Source organism: Palleronia sp. LCG004 (assembly GCF_032931615.1).
Classification (GTDB): Bacteria; Pseudomonadota; Alphaproteobacteria; order Rhodobacterales; family Rhodobacteraceae; genus Palleronia.
Genome location: NZ_CP136759.1, coordinates 2,171,090 through 2,189,687, shown reverse-complemented (window position 1 = coordinate 2,189,687; position 18,598 = coordinate 2,171,090). Strand labels below are relative to the sequence as shown.

Below are 18,598 nucleotides of genomic sequence, written 5' to 3'. Positions count from 1 at the left end.
TCATGGAGCGCCCGCCGGGGCCATCGCTTGCAGCAGGCTGGGCGCTGGGCTAATCGGGGCGCGCGTTCGGAGAGACCCAGGGGACCCCGCGACATGGCCAAAGTCAAGAAACAGCCGCGCCCCAAGGCGCAGACACCGAAGGGGTTTCGCGACTATTTCGGGTCCGAGGTCACGCGCCGCACCGAGATGCTGGCCGAGATCGCGCGGATCTATCGCCTCTATGGCTTCGACGCGCTGGAGACGAGCGGCGTCGAGACGGTCGAAGCGCTGGGCAAGTTCCTTCCCGACGTGGACCGCCCGAACGAAGGCGTCTTCGCCTGGGAGGAGGACGGCGACTGGCTTGCGCTCCGCTACGACATGACAGCTCCGTTGGCACGGGTTGCGGCACAGTATCGCAACGATCTGCCGTCCCCCTATCGCCGCTACACGATGGGCCCCGTCTGGCGTAACGAGAAACCCGGGCCAGGGCGGTTCCGTCAATTCTATCAATGCGATGCCGATACCGTGGGCAGTGCGTCACCGGCGGCAGATGCCGAAATGTGCGCAATGCTGTCCGACACGCTCGAAGCCGTGGGGATCGCGCGCGGCGATTACGTCATCCGCGTCAACAACCGCAAGGTCCTGAACGGCGTGATGGAGGTCGCGGGCATCGGCGGGGCCGAGCATGAGCGCGAGAGGGGTATCGTACTGCGCGCGATCGACAAGCTCGACCGGCTCGGCGAGGCGGGCGTCCGTGCGCTCCTCGGCGAAGGGCGGCGCGACGAGAGCGGGGATTTCACGAAAGGGGCTGGGTTGGATCAGAGCCAGTCCGACAAAGTCATGAGGTTCCTGAATGCGAAGCGGGAGACTGCCGAGGAAACCCTTGCTGTTCTCGATGAACTCATCGAGCAATCGCCGCTGGGCAGCGACGGCGTTCGTGAATTGGCGGAAATCTCCGAACTTTTGAGTTTGCAAGGCTATGGTCCCGATCGCATCGTCGTCGATCCCTCTGTCGTCCGGGGTCTCGGCTATTACACCGGTGCCGTTTACGAGGCCGAACTGACCGGTGATCTCGCGCGGTTCGGGTCGGTCGCGGGTGGCGGACGGTATGACGATCTCGTCAAGCGCTTCACCGGGCAGGAGGTACCGGCGACGGGCGTGTCGATCGGAGTCGACCGGCTGCTGGCCGCGCTGGAATCGCAGGGGCGGTTCTCGGACAAAGTGGACGGGCCCGTCGTCGTGACGGTGATGGATAAGAGCCGGCTGGACGACTATCAGGCAATGGTCGCGACCTTGAGGCGCGCAGGCATCCGGGCCGAACTTTATCTCGGCAACCCGAAGAACTTCGGCAACCAGCTCAAGTATTGCGACAAGCGTGGCGCACCCTTCGCGATCATCCAGGGCGAGGACGAGGCCGCTCGGGGCGTCGTGCAAGTCAAGGACCTGAAGCTCGGCGCGAAGCTCGCCGCCGAACTGTCCCACGAGGAATGGCGCGATCAGCCTGCGCAGTTCGAATGCGCGCTGGGCGATCTTGTGGCCGAGATCCAGAAGCGCCTCGCATGACCCGCGCGACGAAGGCGGCCGAGCGGGAGGCGGCAGAGCGGCTGCTCGCCGCGTTCCTCGCCGCCGGAGCCGAGCGGGTGGAACCCGAAATCCTTCTGCCTGCCGAGACGCTGCTCGATCTCTATGGCGAGGACATACGTACCCGTGCCTTCGTGACGGCGGGCCCCGATGGGGGCGAGGCGATGCTGCGGCCGGATTTCACCGTTCCGGTCGTACAGCGCCACATGGCGACACGCGACGGGCCCGCGCGATACGCCTATGCGGGCGAGATATTTCGCCGTCAGACCGACAGCGACCGGCCGCACGAATATTTTCAGGCGGGATACGAGGTCTTTGGCGACGACGCGGCCGAGGCCGACGCCGAAGTCTTCGCGACGATCCATGCAGAACTTGCGCCGCTCGCACCGCGCATCACCACGGGCGACACCGCCATCCTGACCGCCGCCGTCGCGGGACTCGAGGCGAGCGAACGACGCAAGGCAGCGCTCATGCGGCATATCTGGCGGCCAAGGCGGTTTCGCGCCTTGCTGGAAAGGTTCGCAGGCAAGGCCCCGATGCCGCCTGCGCGGGCGGCGCTGCTGGGCTCCGAGGATCCGCTTGCGGGTGCAGGCCCCGAGATCGGCTTGCGCGAACGCGCCGAGATCGCGGAGCGGATCGAAGCCCTGCGCGCCGATGCGCAGGAGCCGCCACTCTCGGCCAATCTCGTGGCGCTCCTCGACGGGCTACTCGATCTTTCTGCCCCGGCGCGGGACGCGCTCGAGCGGCTCCGCGACATTGCCGTCGATCTGCCCGCAATCCTGCCTTCGGTCGAGGGGCTCGCGCAGCGTCTCTCCGCGCTCGAGGCGCGGGGTATCGACGTTGGAAACCTGTCCTTCGAAGGAAGCCACGGGCGCAGTACGATGGAATATTACGATGGCTTCGTCTTTACCTTCCAGCTTCCAAATCGACCGGATCTGCCACCGCTCGCTACCGGGGGGCGCTACGACGCGCTAACGCGCGCGCTGGGCGGAGCGGACGGGATCCGTGCGGTGGGCGGGGTCATCCGCCCGGCCGTGATGCTCGAAGGGGGGGCGTGATGCTCAAGCTCGGCGTCCCCTCGAAGGGTCGGCTCATGGAGAAGACCTTCGAATGGTTCGGCGCGCGCGGCGTCGAAATGGAGAAGCCAGAGGATCGCGAATATGCAGGCGAGGTCTCGGGCGTCGACGGCGTATCGCTCGTCCTGCTGTCCGCGGGAGAGATTCCGCGTGAGCTTGCCGCTGGGCGGATCCATCTGGGCGTCACTGGAACCGATCTGGTGCGCGAACGCCTCGCAGGCTGGAGCGGACGCGTCGAGGAACTCGCCCTCATGGGGTTCGGGCAGGCCGATCTGGTAATCGCCGTACCGCAATTCTGGGTGGATGTGGACACGATCGACGATCTCGACGCGGCGGCGGCTGCCTTTCGCGCCCGGCACGGGATGCGGCTCAGGATCGCGACCAAATATCATCGCCTGATGCGGGACTACCTCCGGGAGAAAGGCGTGGCGGATTACCAGCTCGTCGACAGCCAGGGTGCGACCGAGGGCACCGTGCGCAACGAGACGGCCGAGGCCATTGCCGACATCACCTCGACCGGCGATACGCTCAGGGCGAACCATCTGCGGATGCTGTCGGACGGACCGGTCCTTGCCAGTCAGGCGACGCTCTTCCGTTCGCGCACGGCGGAATGGGACGAACCGACACGAAAGAGCCTCGCCCGGTTGCAGGCGAGGCTCGATCTCTAGATCGGGATCGTCGGTCCGGTCAGGCGGCCTTGCGCCGCTTGCGGACGTAGCCGAGGCCGCCGAGACCCGTCAGCAGAAGTAGCGCGCCCGCGGGCAGCGGGACTGCCGAGATCTGCGCCGCGGCGACGGGCAGGGTAGCCGAATAGCCGGTACCGTCGGCCCGTTCCGTTCCCGGCACGAAGGAAAAGCCTTCGTTCAACGTCGATCCCGGCACGAAGGCCCCGTGGATGACGTATTCGCGCAGGTCGAGCGGAAAGATGTCCGATGGCTGGTAGTCCGGGCCGCCGACCGTGGAAAAGAACGGGTCGTCGGTTGCGTCCGTCGGATCCGGATCGAGCAGGCTGAACGTGTAGCTGTAGTTCAGATTGCCGTCCGCATCTGCCACGGGGCCCTGGTGGAAGTTGCCCATGCCCGGACGCGGCTCGGGGTTCTCGAGCGACAGCAGCACGTCACCGTAAAGCGGAGCGGCCTCGAAGACCTCGGCGAGGCCGTCGCCATCAACGGCGAACCCTGCATCTGCGATATCCTGCTCGGTCCCCGGAAAGAGGGATTTGCGAGGAGTGCCATCCTCGTTGAAGCGACCGTGGATGTGATTGACATGGGGCAGCGATGGCACGAGGCCGCGGATATCGGCCTCGACACGCAGGACCGAGTCCTCGACGAAGAAGTTCACGCGGCCCGAGACGCCGGAATTGTTCAGCTCTTTCAACACGGCGACATACGACGTCGTCGTTGCGTGACCGATCGCCGGCGCGGCGAGCGCCGCAGTCGTTGCGGCAAGCGCGATGAGATGGCGTTTCATATGGACTCTCCCTGATTGGATGGATGCGGCCGGGCAAGTGCCTGGAACCGGTCCCTCACGCAGAAGACACGAATGCGTTAACCATGGAGTTTCGGCGGCGTTAACTTTTATTAACCGAAAGATTCAGCGCACCCCGATTTCGGATAGCGCGGCAACGAGTTCGGGAGGAAGGTCCTGCTCTCCCTGCCGAGCGGGGGCTAAGTCGCGCGGTGCGTCCTTCGGGTCGAGATATCGCCAACCCTGGAAAGGTCGGCGGGGTACGGCCTCGACCCGGACAATTTCGGGGTCGAGGAAGATCGCGCAACGCCTGATCCCGTCTTCTCCGTGGATCTCCTCCAGCGCGGTGATACGCTGTCGGGCCTGGATGACGCGCTGGATTACCCAGTAGATCGAGCCGCCATCGAGAAGCTCGGCCTCGCGCTTGGGCCACATGCGGGTGATATGGAAATAACGGCCATCCTTGCGCTGGCCGGATCTGCGCGTCTGCCAGTCGCGAAGGCCCTCGACGCTCTCGGAACCGACGCTGAGCTTCAGAAGGTGAACTTTTGCCGTCATTCTCGCCCAGTCCGCAATTTGGTTTCGTCGCCCGCAAATGGTGTATAGTCAGGGCGCTCCAACGCTTGATATAGCGATGCCGCACGGGATTAACCATGCGCCCGAGCATCGCGTTCCGTCCGAGGATGACTTGCCATGAGCCGTTTTGCCGCGCCGATCTCCGAACAGATCTGGGATATGAAGTACCGCCTGAAGGAGGCGGACGGCACGCCCATCGACCACTCCGTTGAAGAGACGTGGCGTCGCATCGCACGCGCGCTCGCCTCGGTCGAGGAGGAACCCGAGCGCTACGAGGCGGATTTTCTCGACGCGCTTGAAGATTTCAAGTTCCTGCCGGCGGGTCGGATCATCGCGGGTGCGGGGACCGAGCGTACCGTCACGCTCTTTAACTGCTTCGTGATGGGCACGATTCCCGACAGCTTGTCGGGGATCTTCGAACATCTGCGCGAGGCGGCGTTGACCATGCAGCAGGGCGGCGGGATCGGCTACGATTTTTCGACGATCCGACCGAGGGGGGCGGTCGTCAAGGGCGTCGCGGCCGATGCGTCTGGTCCCCTGTCGTTCATGGATGTCTGGGACGCGATGTGCCGTACGATCATGTCCGCAGGCGCGCGCCGCGGTGCGATGATGGCGACGCTGAGATGCGACCATCCGGACGTCGAGGCTTTCGTCGAGGCGAAATCGGACCCGGCCCGGCTGAGGAACTTTAACGTAAGCGTGCTCGTCACAGATCCGTTCATGGAGGCTGTGAAGGCCGACGGCCCGTGGGAGCTCGTCTTCGATGGCCGGGTGATGAAGACGTTGAAGGCGCGCGATCTCTGGAATGCGATCATGCGGGCGACATACGATTACGCCGAGCCGGGCGTGATCTTCATCGACCGCATTAACGAACAGAACAACCTCGCCTATTGCGAGGAAATTGCGGCGACGAACCCATGCGGCGAACAGCCGCTCCCACCCTATGGTGCTTGTCTCCTCGGCTCGATCAACCTCGCGCGGCTGGTGGCCGATCCTTTCGCCGAGGATGCGCGCCTCGACGATGCCGCTCTCGAGAAGCTGGTGACCAATGCCGTGCGGATGATGGACAACGTCGTCGATGCCTCGCGCTTTCCGCTCGAGGCGCAGGCGCAGGAGGCCGCGGCCAAGCGCCGAATCGGGCTCGGGGTCACGGGCCTCGCCGATGCGCTGGCCATGGTGAACTTGCGCTACGGGTCGGAAGAGGCGGCGCGTCGGACCGAGGACTGGATGCACCGGATCGCCCGCGCCGCGTACCTTGCGTCGGCACATCTGGCAGCCGAGAAGGGAGCGTTTCCGCTCTTCGATGCAGAAAGCTACCTCGCTTCCGGTGCCCTCGCTTCCATGGACGAGGACGTCCGCGAGGCGATCCGCACCCATGGCATCCGCAATGCGCTGCTGACGAGCGTCGCCCCCACGGGCACGATCAGCCTGCTGGCCGGGAACGTCTCGTCGGGGATCGAGCCGGTCTTTGCCCATGCCTATACGCGCAAGGTCCTGCAGCGCGACGGGTCCCGCACGGAGGAAGAGGTGGTCGATTACGCCGTGCAGGTCTGGCGCGACCGAATGGGCGACGCACCCCTGCCGGACCATTTCGTTTCCGCGCAGACGCTTTCGCCTTCCGAGCATGTCAGGATGCAGGCCGCAGCGCAAAAATGGGTCGATTCGTCGATCTCGAAGACCATCAACTGCCCCGAGGATATCGACTTCGAAGCGTTCAAGGACGTTTACATGCAGGCCTACGAGAGCGGTTGCAAGGGATGTACAACCTATCGCCCGAACGCCGTTACCGGCAGCGTATTGAGCGTGTCGGAGGCCACGAGCGCCGCGCCAGAACAGACCCGCGAGGCCGACAGCGAGGGGGAGGTCATCTACATGTCCGAACCGCTGGAGCGTCCGCAATCGCTCGAGGGGCATACCTACAAGCTCAGATGGCCGATGAGCGAGCACGCGATCTACATCACGATCAACGACCTCGTTCAGGCGGGTCACAGGAGGCCCTTCGAGATCTTCGTCAATTCCAAGAACATGGAGCATTTCGCCTGGACCGTGGCGCTCACGCGGATGATCTCGGCGGTCTTCCGGCGCGGCGGGGACGTGAGCTTTGTCGTGGAAGAGCTGAAGGCGGTCTTCGATCCTCGCGGCGGGGCCTGGATGGAAGGAAAGTACATTCCCTCGATCCTCGCGGCGATCGGCGGCGTCATCGAGCGACACATGATCGCGACGGGGTTCCTCGCCGGCGAGGGGCTAGGGCTGAAGACCGATCCGCAGGCGGAGGTCGTCCCGCTTGGCGGAAGCTCGGCAAAGGCCTGTCCCTCCTGCGGAAGCTACGAGATGCGGATGGTCGAAGGGTGTATGACCTGCGCCGCTTGTGGGTTCTCGAAATGCGGGTAAGGAGCCGGTGGGCCGCTTCGGGATGCAAATAGCGATCGACCCGAAGAGCGGGAAGCGTATGTAGGCTGGCGTGGATAGTTGAGCCGCAGAGGCGAAACTACATTTTGTGTGTCACTGAACATGCCGAAAAGGACCGTTCATCCTAGCTTAAAAAGGCTCGAAGCAAGTTTGCGGTATCCCTGTGAAATGGGCGAAAGGATGACTGGCCAACCGGCTTGCCCGGCGAGTTCGGATCGTTGACCTGCTTTCCGAACGCTCGTTGCATATGATGCCCGGCCAAACGTGAGTGCGTCTCCACCGAAGGCGGCTCTCGTGCAAATGTGAGAGATGGCTGCGGCGCTGATCCTATTGGGATGGCCTACATCCGCACGATGGGGGAGCATCTTGTGTGTTTTCACATGCCTTCCGCGTTCTGTATTTTTAGACCCCTCAGTCTCAGAGGGTTGCGGCTAACTGCACGCACCTCGCGATAGGGCTTGGCTTGGCGACAGGAAGGTCGGTTACTTACTTCTTGCGTTTATCAGCCCGATAGAATGGCTGAAACGACCGCGTATTTCTTCAATTTGCGGAGCTTGAGTTCGGGTTCTGGCATACGGATCTTGATCAAAGAAGCGCGCGGATGCCATTCCGATTTATCCAAAGCAGCAACGGCCTGCCTTTAGATGGGATATTTAACCGTACTGATCGTCCTTCAATCAGGTACAGTATAGTTCTCTACCTAGAGGGAGGACACTATGACCATTGTATACCCGGTAAAACGCCGCCAGTTTCTTGTCGGTACGGCCGGCCTTGCCAGCGCCGCCGTGACAGGTTTGCCGGCGATCTCGCAGGAGGGCGAGAAGCTGCCCGCTTACGTTGCCTGGAAGGATCCGAGCGACGTGATCGTTCATACGAGCGAAACGCTCGAAACGACGCGGGCCGCGCAGGGCGATGCGCTGATCACACCGTCGAGCGATCTCTACATCCGCAACAACCTGCCCGCGCCGTCCGACGAGATCGTTGCCGATCGTGACGCATGGGAAATGTCGATCGAGGGCGTTGCCGAGCCCGGCGCGATAACACTCGGTGATCTGAAGTTGCTCGGCTCGGAAACCGTGGTTGCGGTGCTGCAATGCTCGGGCAACGGTCGGGCCTTTTTCGACCACGAAGCCAGCGGCTCGCAGTGGGCGACCGGCGCGGCCGGCAATGTCATCTGGACCGGCGTTCCTGTCCGCGCGGTGGTCGATGCGATGGGTGGCATTAAGGGAGACATGTCCTTCCTGACCGGCACGGGAGGCGAGGAGATCCCCGACGGCCTGCCGCCCGAGAGCATCCAGGTCGAACGCTCCGTGCCGGTGGCGGCCATGGAACAGGCTATTCTGGCCTGGGACATGAATGGAGAGCCAATTCCGCTGGCACATGGCGGTCCGCTCCGGTTGATCGTTCCGGGCTATTACGGCGTCAACAATGTCAAGTATCTCAAGCGTCTCGCCTTTACCGCGGAGGAGAGTCCCGCCAAGATCCAGCAGACCGGTTACCGCGTTCGCCCCGTAGGCGTCTCGGGCGATCCTTCACAACCTTCCATGTACGAGATGAGCGTCAAGTCGTGGATTACCGGGCCACTGGAGGATGCGAGTACTGGACGTGTACGGATCGAAGGTCTTGCCATGGGCGGCACCAGCGCCGTGACAGGCGTGGAAGTTTCCACCGACGGGGGCAACAATTGGCAGGAAGCCGAACTTCTCGGCCCAGACATGGGCCCGTATGCCTGGAGGCCATTCTTCCTTGTCGTCGACCTCGAAGCAGGGATGCACACGCTTGCGAGCCGGGCCACCAACGGCAATGGCGATACGCAGCCCGAGGAGTTCGAACCAAACGAGCGTGGTTACGGTCACAATGGCTGGCGCGGTCATGCGGTCGAAGTAAACATTGGTTAAGCAAGTGAAGGTGAAAGTTCAAAAGATGACAGGTCGAACCGTTTCTCGTATTCGCATAATGATCCCAAGTATCGCGCTGCTCTGCGCCTCCGGGGCCCCAATCGCCGCACAGGAGGACGGCCGGGCAATCTTTTCCGAGACTTCCCAACCGCAATGTGCGCTTTGCCATGTCCTTGCGGATGCCGATGCCACAGGCAAAGTGGGTCCGAACCTCGACGAGCTTAAACCTGATGTCGATCAGGTTCGCGCGGCCGTGACGAGCGGGGTGGGCGTCATGCCCGCCTTTGCCGATACGTTGAGCGAAGAAGAGATTGAAACGGTCTCGACCTATGTCGCCGAGGTCGCGGGAAGCGGAGGCTGACGCGCTCGTCGAGCAGGCGCAGTACCCTGTCTCCGGAACCTGGCGTTCAAAGGGCAGTCGGCCCACGTCTCTGCCGTTGGGATCGGTCGCTGCCTTTGGATATGTCCCGATCGCCGCAAGGCGGTCGGGATTTTTTTGTCTTCAGCGGCATAGTGTTGTCCTTCTATAGTTCAGGCCGTCAGTGGGTTTGCTCCGTCCACGTTTACATTCCCGAATCTCAAAAGCGCGGGTCTGCATGCATACTGGCCTGCACAGCCTTCGGAGGGTTCTGTTGGGCACATCTCCTGCCAAGTGAATTTCTTGTTTAACGTCAGTCGCCGGGCAGTCTGATGGAGATGCCGAGGGCTGTGAAGCGATTGAGGAGAGCGAGGTTGATCTTATGCCCAACGCGCCCTCCTCAAGCTCTTCTACCGCCCGCGCTTGTCCGGAGGCATCGTATGCCAGGGTCTAAGGGGACTGCCAGCGACCCACGCTCACTCAGCGTCGTGTTATAGGTCGGACAATTCCAAGTGTGGTAGCGAGTTGGTGCCAGCGTGGACATGCTATCCAGCCATGGCACTCGAACCGCAATGTGAAGCTCGGGCGAGCTTTGCGCTCCAAGGCCAGACCGCGATGTCAGCTCTGTACAGGATGAGCCTCTGCATACTGGTCAGATCGGCACCGGATCCATTCATGCGCAACGCAGCAGGCATCGTCGCTCTCGATGGGCATTTCAGTGAGATGTTGCCACTCGCTTCTATCAAACTGCGGAAAAAATGCGTCCGCGGCCTCGATAGTCAAATCGACTTCCGTAATCAAAAGCCGATCGGTGAGGGCGAGCATCTCGCGGTAGATCTGCTCGCCACCGATCCCGTATATCCGCATGTGTCCCGCTGTAAGCGCAAGCTCGATGGCCTGCTCGACCGTGCGCACGACGGTCTCTGTCAAGCTCGCATCACGTGACACAACGATGTTCAACCTGCCTTTGAGTGGTTTGACCGGCAGGCTTTCCCACGTGTTGCGACCCATGATGATGGCTCCGCCCAATGTCTCTCGTTGAAAGAGTTTGAGGTCTGCGGGAACGTGCCACGGGATCTGGTTCGCTTTTCCGATCGCGCCGTTTCGCGCCCGGGCTACGATCAGGGTAATCACACTGCCACCGGCGCTTTGATCGCGGGTGCCGGATCGTAGCCTTCGAACTCGAAGTCGTCGTACCGGAAATCGAAGATCGAAGGGACCTGCCGCGTGATGCGAACCCGGGGCAAAGGTCGCGGCGTCCGTGAAAGCTGGGTTTCGACTTGATCTCGATGGTTGAGATAGATGTGAGCATCGCCGATCGTATGGATGAAATCTCCGGGGACGTATCCCGTCACATGTGCGAGCATATGCGTCAGCAGTGCATATGATGCGATGTTGAACGGAACCCCCAGAAACATGTCGGCCGAGCGCTGGTAGAGTTGCAGATGCAGCTTTCCGTCAAGCACACGGACCTGCCAGAGCGTGTGACAGGGAGGAAGGGCCATCTGGTCCACCTCGCCCGGGTTCCAGGCGGAGACGATCAGCCTTCGCGAATCCGGCGTACTGGATATGCCCTCGATTAGTTTCGAAATCTGATCGACACTTCCGGCCACCACGCGTCCGTCCTCCTCCCGGACAACCGGAAAACGTCGCCACTGATGGCCGTAGACTGGCCCCAGCTCGCCTTCTTCATCGGCCCATTCGTTCCAGATCGAGACGCCGTTCTCCTGGAGGTATCGAATGTTGGTATCGCCCGACAGGAACCAGAGAAGCTCGTGCAGAATAGAGCGGATATGGAGCTTTTTGGTGGTTACCATAGGGAACCCGTCAGCCAGCGGGTAACGACACTGCATCCCGAAGTAGGAGATGGTTCCCGTGCCCGTCCGGTCCGTAGAGCGGACCCCATCGTCCCTGACCGTCCTGAGCGCGTTGAGGTACGTATCCATTGCCTGCTCCTCGGCCAATCCATCTTTCGTCGAGGTTTGCGGCGTTCACCGAGCCCCGCGATTTGCCGACGCTATACAAGGTTTTGCCTGGCGACCGCCACTGAGCGAGCAAGAAAATTTAGCTCTCTCGGATCACCCGTGGCGCTTCGCGTCGCCGTTGGCTCTTGGCCGGGTAGGTCGGTAATATCTTCATACGTCGGATGTTTTGATCGGCGGTTTCCATTTCCGGTTCACGGCGATGGCTGGCGGCATAATCATGATGTTTCTTCGGATGCTCAACATAGGCGAACGGAGCGGTTTGGTTATCGCTGCTCGCGAAACATCGCCGCCCTGGAAACTGGTCAAGTCCATGTTATTTCGAACATATCGCTTTTGCCCCGTTCCGGGGGCCTGTTCGTATCAAGCACCGACGTCCTGTTCGGTTTGCTCCTCGCTAAAGTGGAAAGAAGAAGGGGATTACGAGGACGGTGGCGAGGCCGACTATGATGTTCATCGGAATGCCGATCTTCAGGAAGTCGGCGAACCGATAGTTCCCCGCACCGTAGACTAGCGTGTTGGTCTGATAGCCGATCGGGGTCGCGAAACTGGCACTTGCCGAAAACATGACCGCCACCACGAAGGGGCGGGGATCGACCCCCAGATTGGTGGCGAGCGACACGACGATCGGCGTGAAGATGACCGCAACGGCGTTGTTGGTGACGGTCTCGGTCAGGATCGATCCGACGGCGTAGATCGCCAACAGCGTCAAGACGGGGGGCAGGGTTTCGAGCCAGGGGGTCAGTGTCGTCACGATCAGCTCGACGGCTCCGGTGTTTTCGAGCCCTGCGCCGACGATCAGCATTGCGAAGATCAGGATCAGGATCGATGCGTCGATGGAGCCCCAGGCCTCATCGTTGTCAATGCAACGCAGAACCAGGATCGCGGCAACGCCGACCAGCGCGAGAATGCCGATGGGCATCACGTCGAATGCGGCAAACGCGACGATACCGATGAGAGCCATGACCGCGATGGGTGCCTGCCTTCGTCGAAAGGCACGTCCCCCCGGCGCGGTGACCGAAACCACGTCTCCGGAGCGTGTGATTTCCTCGAACCCTTCGGCGCTACCTTCCAGTAACAGTTTGTCGGCCGGCCGGAGCCGTACGCTTGATAGATCCGCCCCGGCGACATGGCGCGGGCGGTGCGCTCCCAGCACGCGGATGCCTGCCCGCCGGCCAAGCGCGAGATCGGCGATCCGTATGCCGGAACTGCGGCGCGACGGCGTGACGACAGCCTCGACGACAGTGATCTCGGCTTCGGCGTCGAGCTCAACGGACCGTCGCTGACCGACCCGCAGGCCGGTTTGCTCGGCGATGGTCAGAAGCTCGGAGGTCCCCGCAACGAGGACGACCGCATCACCCTTCCGGATCGTCCGGGAGTCGAGATCGGAACGCTCTATCTGGCCCTTCCTACGTAATCCGGTCACGCGAATGCTGGATCTCCGGAAGTCCGAAATTTCACCGAGCGGCCGGTCGATATGGGGATAATCAGCCAAAATCGTTACCTCGGAGAGGTAATCGGTTTCCGCCGGGCCTGCGCCGCCATCGCGTGAGGCGCGGGCGGGCAACAGGAAGGGCCCGAGAAGCAGCATGGCAACGCCACCGACGATCGCGACGCAGATGCCCACAGGCGCGATCTCGAAGATTGAAAACGGTTCGAGCCCGCTTTCCCGCGCCACACCATCCACGAGGATGTTGGTCGAGGTCCCGATCAGCGTACAGGTTCCGCCGAGGATGGCGGCATAGGAAAGCGGGATGAGCAGGCGCGTCGGGGCGAGCTCCAGGCTCGCCGCAAGCCGGATAACGACGGGGATCAGAACCAGCACGACGGGGGTGTTGTTCATGAAGGCCGAGGCGGCGATGGTCGCGAAGATGAAGCCTGCAATGGCAAGCGCCGGCCGGCTCCGCGCGCGTTCCACGAGCGCGTTCGCCAACGCATCGAGTACTCCGGTCCGGACCAGCGCACCTGAGACGACGAACATCGCTGCGATGGTGATCGGTGCGGAACTCGAAAACACGTCCATCACCTCGTCGTCCGGCACGAGTCCCAGAACGATGAAAAGCGCCGCTCCGCCAGCTGCCGTGACCTCAGGCGGGTAACGCTCGATGGTGAAGGCGACGAAGAGAAGTACGAGAATGACGAGCGCGAGGATGGGCGCGTCTACGCCAAGGAGCTCACTCATGTAATCATGTCCGACATTGTAGCCGACGAATGAGCGATCATGTCACCTAACGAAAGCCATTGCTACTGGTGGAAGTCAGGCCGCGATACAAATCAGGGTCGATTTTCCCGCCGACCGCCCGATAGGGCCACATGCCGCCGGAGACGCATAACCATGGGTCGCGTCACTGCACCTGCGATCGTTGATCAGGCCACTGAGCACGAAACGAAGAGAGGTCGGACCGGAGGTGTGCGAGTTCCAGCAACCAAGGATACGCGAAGTGATGAACGGAACACGTGCATTCCGTTATCCTATGGATCCCGCTCGGCCGGCATAAGAAAGACGACCGGTGGGCAGCATCGTACTGTAGTCCAGCCGCCAACTTTCAATGTGCGAATACTGGCCGCAAAGAGAAATCATCCAGCGTATGATGAGCGCCGGCAGTCGTGGACCGAAGTGTCCGCCGGGAGGAATGCCTGACTGTGCTGGAACGGCAAAGCTTTAGCGTGCTTGCGTCTGCCAAGGGCCTGAGAGCAGGCAGGGCCGTTCTCTCTGAAGATCGCAGTGATCGGCCTGCCGCGTTCGCGGGCTGTGGTTTGGTTCGATGAGATCACCGATGTCCCGGATCCGTTACCTACATTCCTGCGCAACCTCTTACTGACCCTTACTGGCCACGAACGTATCGCGGTCGACTGGCCGAGCGGTAGCAGCAGGGCAGCGCTGGTAGAACCTAGGGTAGGGAGGTCTGTGACAGCGGCAGGTACGGCACGAGGTCAACTGCGCCTAAGCGGACCGGAACGGAAGTCTTCTCGGACCAGACCTGTCGCTGTACGAGACCTTCCGCCGCCTCAACTTCAATGCGAACTAATCGCATTACCTGATTGCGTACTCGCGTTCCCGCTTTAGGGACGCGGATGCCCTGCAACTGGCCGGGACGAACGTTTGCAGACAGGTCTCGCCTGCACAATCGCTCCATTCCGATTGCGCGAATTTCTGATCATGGACGAGTGGGTGAACTATGTCGATCTAGCGCGGGCACTTGAGATTGCACTCACCGGCGACGACAGCACGCCGATGGCCTTTAGACACGGTCAGTTTTTCCTCGAACGTCTTGCCTTAAACTGCAATTTCATCCTCTAGAACTTGCCGCAGCAGGCTTTTAAAAGATCGATTACTTTCCGAAAAATCATATCGAACGCAATCGTGAACCATAAGGACTTCTGTTTGGCAGGGTATTTATGGGTTTGCGCATCTGATCAAGAAAACATGCAGAATTTTCGATATGAATCCCGCAAGAGTTCTGCCTAAAGGGCCAGTACGGCGACACACTGGCTCCAGATATTCCGGATCGAAAGAGAATCTATCGTTTCAGTCAATATCTATCGATCCGTATTTGTTAGTTGAAATTGAAGCCGCCTGTATCGCTTGGCTCCGTATCCCCAGTGCTCGTTTCAGGCGCATCGCCGCCGAAGTTGAAGCCACCCTCGTTGCTCGATCCCGTGTCGGCTTCGTTGGTCGGAATGCTTTCGCCTCCTCCGCCGAAGTTGAGCCCCCCTGTGGCGGCGCTGTCGGGCGCGATCTGCTGCACGCCTCGGTCGGACTTATAATGTGTCACGAGGCCCGGCACGGATATGACCAGCAGGATAAGTGCGAAGTTTATCGCGATAAACGGCAGCACACCTTTGTAGATATCGTTCGTGCGGATCCGGTCCATCCGGTTGCCGGTCTGATCGTCGGTCCAGTCCTCCGTCGGTGCGACGCTTCGCAAATAGAAGAGCGCGAACCCGAAAGGAGGCGTGAGGAAACTGGTCTGAAGGTTCATCGACAGGATGACGCCGAACCAGATGAGGTCGATTCCGAGTGTATCTGCCACTGGCGCGAGAAGGGGCACCAGGATGAATGCGATTTCGAAGAAGTCGAGGAAGCAGCCGAGGATAAAGATCACGATGGTAACGACCACGAGGAAGCCGAACTGGCCGCCCGGGAGGCCCAGCAGCAATTCCTCGAGCCACACCTGACCATTGACGCCATAGAACGTCAGGCCGAACACCCGCGCGCCGATGAGGATGAAAAGCACGAAAGCGGACAGTTTCGCTGTCGCCTCGACCGATGAGCGCAGGATGCCAAGAGACAGCCGGCCTTTTGCGAGCGCCAATAGAAGCGCGCCCACAGCCCCCATCGCGCCGCCTTCTGTCGGTGTGGCGATCCCGAGGAAGATCGTGCCGAGAACCAGAAAGATCAGTGCCAGCGGTGGGATTAGGACGATCACGACCGTCTCTGCGAGCCTTGAAAGCCAGTTCAGCGACAGCGTGCGGTTGGCGAGTGCGATTACGTAGCAGATTATGACCGAGAAGGCCGCGGCGAACACGATTCTCGTCGCGGGAATGTATTCGGCAAAAAGGATGCGCGATCCGACCAGGTAAAGGGCAACCGCCAGGACGGCCATCACGACGAGCGACCATACGCCGGATCCCAGCTTTCGCGCTTCGGGGGGAAGGGCTGGAACGGCATCGGGTCTGATGAATGTCAGGAGCAGGATGTAGGCGCAGTAGGACGCGATGATGATGAGCGCGGGCCAGATGGCACCGAGATACATGTCGCCAACCGACACGCCGAGTTGGTCGGCCATGACGATCAGAACGAGGCTTGGGGGCACGATCTGTGCCAGCGTTCCCGCTGCGGCGATGGTCCCTGTGGCAACCGGTTGATCGTATCTGTAACGCTGCATGATCGGCAGCGAGATCAAACCCATGGCGATGACCGAGGCCGCCACGACACCCGTGGTCGCAGCCAGTAGCGCGCCGACCAGAACGACCGCGAACGCCACGCCGCCCCGCAGGGGGCCGAAAAGCTGGCCGACCGTATCGAGCAGGTCCTCCGCCATGCCGGATCGTTCGAGGATCAGCCCCATGAATGTAAAGAATGGGATCGCAAGTAACGTATCATTCGACATGATGCCGAAGACACGTTCCGGCATGGCCCGGAGGAGGGGCCAGAACAGGTTGATCTCGTTCGAATAGTCCGAGAGGCCGACGCCGACGACGAAGTAGAAAAGGCCACCCGCGGCCAAGGTCAGCGCCACCGGGTAGCCCAGGATCAGCATCCCCATGACGGAGATGAACATGATGGGGGCAAGATTGTGGGCGATAAGCTCGATCATGGCGTCAGCTTCCTTGTCCGGCGTTGCGTGCGACAGGGGGCAGGTCTTCACCGTCGCCCGGTTCCCGCAACGGCAGATCCCCGGTCAACATCGCGCTTCGTTTGATGATTTCGGACAAGCCCTGCGCCACCAAGAGAACGAAGCCTAGCAGGATCCAGATCTTTGCCGGCCAACGGATCAGCCCGCCGGCATTCGACGATTGTTCGCCGGACAGGAAGGACGACATGAAGAAGGGCCAGCCGAGCCAGACCATAAGCGTTGCGAACGGCAACAGAAACAGGATATGGCAAACAAGGTCGATCCAGGTCCGAGTGCGCATGGATAGGCGTTGAGACAGGACGTCGACGCGAACGTGCTCGTCCTCGCGCAAGGTCCAGGCCGCGCACATCATGAAAACGGCCCCGAACAGGTACCATTGTCCCTCGAGCCATGCGTTCGAAGACATGTTGAATGCCTTGCGGATCACCGCATTGCCCGCCGAGATCAGGATCGCGACGAGGATCAACCAGGCGAAGCTCCGGCCGATCATACTGTTGACGCGGTCAATCATGCGGGCAAGCGTAAGCAAAGTGGCCATCTGCGATCCCTCCCTGTCGCCCGACGTCAATGCGTCGGATCGAATATGGTGGACCGTAGCGGGTCGCATTTTAGATGTCAGTGCAAGAAAATCATCAAAGGGAGAGAACCATGGATCGTCGTAAGTTTCTGGCCACGGCCACGATGGGCGGGGCAGGCGTTACAGCACTGGCTGCACCCGCCATCGCGCAGGAGCGTCCGCAGGTACAATGGCGCTGTACGTCTTCGTTCCCCAAATCGCTCGACACGATCTATGGCGGTGCCGAGGATGTGGCTCGCTACGTAAGCGAGGCCTCGGACGGTGCTTTCGAAATCCAGGTGTTCTCGGCCGGCGAAATCGTACCTGGCCTGCAAGCCGCCGATGCCGTGCAGAACGGCACGGTCGAGATGTGCCATACGGCCGCCTATTACTACGTCGGCAAGTCACCCACCTGGGCTTTGGGTGCTGTGATCCCCTACGGCCTGAATGCGCGCGGTATGAATGCCTGGCTCTATTACGGCGGGGGCATGGACCAACTGAACGAATTCTATAACGGGCAGGGACTGCAATACCTGCCGGCCGGCAACACCGGCACCCAGATGGGCGGCTGGTTCCGCAACGAGATCAATGGGCTTGCCGATATGGATGGCCTGCAGATGCGTATTGCCGGACTTGCAGGCCGCATCATGGAACGTATCGGCGTCGTGCCTCAGCAGGTCGCGGGCGGTGATATCTACCCGGCGCTCGAGCGTGGAACCATCGATGCCGCCGAGTGGATCGGGCCCTACGACGATGAGAAGCTCGGTTTCTATCAGGTCGCGCCCTACTACTACTATCCCGGCTGGTGGGAAGGTAACCTTACCCTCAATTGCTTCGTCGGTAACGACGCCTGGGGCAGCCTTCCCGAAAATTACAAGAGCTTGCTGGAAACCGCATGCCGAGCTGCCAATACAGAAATGCTGGCCGAATACGACTACAAGAACCCCACGGCCTTGCGGTCCCTCGTGCAGAATGGCGCACGTCTACGCTCCTTCCCCCGGGAAATACTGGACGCAACATACGATGCCGCGCTCGACCTCTACTCCGAGTTGCGCGACAGCGAGGAAGCTTGGGGCCCCATCTATGATAGTCAAATGGCGTTTCAGGCCGAACATTTCCTATGGCAGCAGGTGGCCGAGTCCAACTTCGCCCAGTTCATGCAGGACAAGCAATCTGCGGGTGAGCTCCCCGGTCAGCAGAATTGACACTGTCGTCGGCCGACCCGCTTCGCGGTGGTCGGCCGACGACATTTTCTGCTATGCAAACCAAAGTGCAGAATTGCGAGGTGTTCAGTTTGTATTTGACCAGAGCTGCGATTGGGGCTGCCAAGAAATAAATTTTTGACCACTGCAATTA

At 61.2% G+C, this 18,598-nt stretch carries 14 protein-coding genes; 7 read left to right on the top strand and 7 right to left on the bottom strand.

The genetic code is table 11. From position 1 onward, the window contains the following. The first annotated feature begins 93 nt into the window (after positions 1–93). From hisS to hisG, 3 genes are read left to right on the top strand one after another with little or no spacing between them, the layout of a single operon-like run. Entirely contained in the window at positions 94–1,542 is a 1,449-nt protein-coding gene (gene hisS, locus RVY76_RS10695; RefSeq protein WP_317373959.1) for a histidine--tRNA ligase, read from the top strand. Then, on the top strand, positions 1,539–2,618 hold the full coding sequence (locus RVY76_RS10690) for an ATP phosphoribosyltransferase regulatory subunit (protein ID WP_317373958.1): 1,080 nt from the start codon (positions 1,539–1,541) through the stop codon (positions 2,616–2,618). The genes hisS and RVY76_RS10690 overlap by 4 nt, the downstream gene beginning before the upstream one ends. Continuing rightward, entirely contained in the window at positions 2,615–3,304 is a 690-nt protein-coding gene (hisG, locus tag RVY76_RS10685; protein ID WP_317373957.1) for an ATP phosphoribosyltransferase, read from the top strand. The genes RVY76_RS10690 and hisG overlap by 4 nt, the downstream gene beginning before the upstream one ends. Before the next feature lie 19 nt (positions 3,305–3,323). Here hisG and RVY76_RS10680 read toward each other — a convergent pair whose 3' ends face one another. Further along, positions 3,324–4,106 (bottom strand): VPLPA-CTERM sorting domain-containing protein, encoded by a 783-nt coding sequence (locus tag RVY76_RS10680; RefSeq protein WP_317373955.1) that lies wholly within the window; start codon positions 4,104–4,106, stop codon positions 3,324–3,326. A gap of 123 nt (positions 4,107–4,229) precedes the next feature. Next, the gene (locus RVY76_RS10675) at positions 4,230–4,661 is read right to left on the bottom strand and encodes a DUF1489 domain-containing protein (RefSeq protein ID WP_317373953.1); all 432 of its coding nucleotides are present in this window, start codon (positions 4,659–4,661) and stop codon (positions 4,230–4,232) included. A gap of 135 nt (positions 4,662–4,796) precedes the next feature. Between RVY76_RS10675 and RVY76_RS10670 the strand changes: the two genes are divergently transcribed. The 3 genes from RVY76_RS10670 (at position 4,797) to RVY76_RS10660 (ending at position 9,347) form a co-directional block, all read left to right on the top strand. After that, on the top strand, positions 4,797–7,070 hold the full coding sequence (locus tag RVY76_RS10670) for an adenosylcobalamin-dependent ribonucleoside-diphosphate reductase (RefSeq protein WP_317373951.1): 2,274 nt from the start codon (positions 4,797–4,799) through the stop codon (positions 7,068–7,070). Positions 7,071–7,804: 734 nt separating this feature from the next. Beyond that, positions 7,805–8,986, top strand: a complete 1,182-nt coding sequence (locus tag RVY76_RS10665) for a sulfite oxidase (RefSeq protein ID WP_317373949.1) — start codon at positions 7,805–7,807, stop codon at positions 8,984–8,986. 58 nt (positions 8,987–9,044) lie between these two features. Further along, positions 9,045–9,347, top strand: a complete 303-nt coding sequence (locus RVY76_RS10660; protein ID WP_317373948.1) for a cytochrome c — start codon at positions 9,045–9,047, stop codon at positions 9,345–9,347. Positions 9,348–9,962: 615 nt separating this feature from the next. Here RVY76_RS10660 and RVY76_RS10655 read toward each other — a convergent pair. From RVY76_RS10655 to RVY76_RS10635, 5 genes are all read right to left on the bottom strand, one after another. Continuing rightward, positions 9,963–10,478: a dihydrofolate reductase gene (locus RVY76_RS10655; RefSeq protein WP_317373947.1), complete on the bottom strand. Its 516-nt coding sequence runs from the start codon at positions 10,476–10,478 to the stop codon at positions 9,963–9,965. Next, positions 10,475–11,290 carry a thymidylate synthase gene (locus RVY76_RS10650; protein WP_317373945.1) on the bottom strand — a complete coding sequence of 272 codons (816 nt, stop codon included), beginning with the start codon at positions 11,288–11,290 and terminating at the stop codon, positions 10,475–10,477. Before RVY76_RS10650 ends, RVY76_RS10655 begins: the two co-directional genes overlap by 4 nt. Before the next feature lie 433 nt (positions 11,291–11,723). After that, a complete protein-coding gene (locus tag RVY76_RS10645) occupies positions 11,724–13,508 on the bottom strand; it encodes an SLC13 family permease (protein WP_317373944.1) in 1,785 nt (594 codons plus the stop codon). Positions 13,509–14,883: 1,375 nt separating this feature from the next. Then, positions 14,884–16,647: a TRAP transporter large permease subunit gene (locus RVY76_RS10640; protein WP_317373942.1), complete on the bottom strand. Its 1,764-nt coding sequence runs from the start codon at positions 16,645–16,647 to the stop codon at positions 14,884–14,886. Between the two features lie 4 nt (positions 16,648–16,651). Beyond that, positions 16,652–17,224 carry a TRAP transporter small permease subunit gene (locus tag RVY76_RS10635; RefSeq protein ID WP_317373941.1) on the bottom strand — a complete coding sequence of 191 codons (573 nt, stop codon included), beginning with the start codon at positions 17,222–17,224 and terminating at the stop codon, positions 16,652–16,654. A gap of 110 nt (positions 17,225–17,334) precedes the next feature. Here RVY76_RS10635 and RVY76_RS10630 point away from each other — a divergent pair, with 110 nt between their 5' ends. Further along, complete coding sequence (locus RVY76_RS10630; protein ID WP_317373940.1) at positions 17,335–18,447, top strand: TRAP transporter substrate-binding protein; 1,113 nt, start codon at positions 17,335–17,337, stop codon at positions 18,445–18,447. Positions 18,448–18,598: the final 151 nt, after the last annotated feature.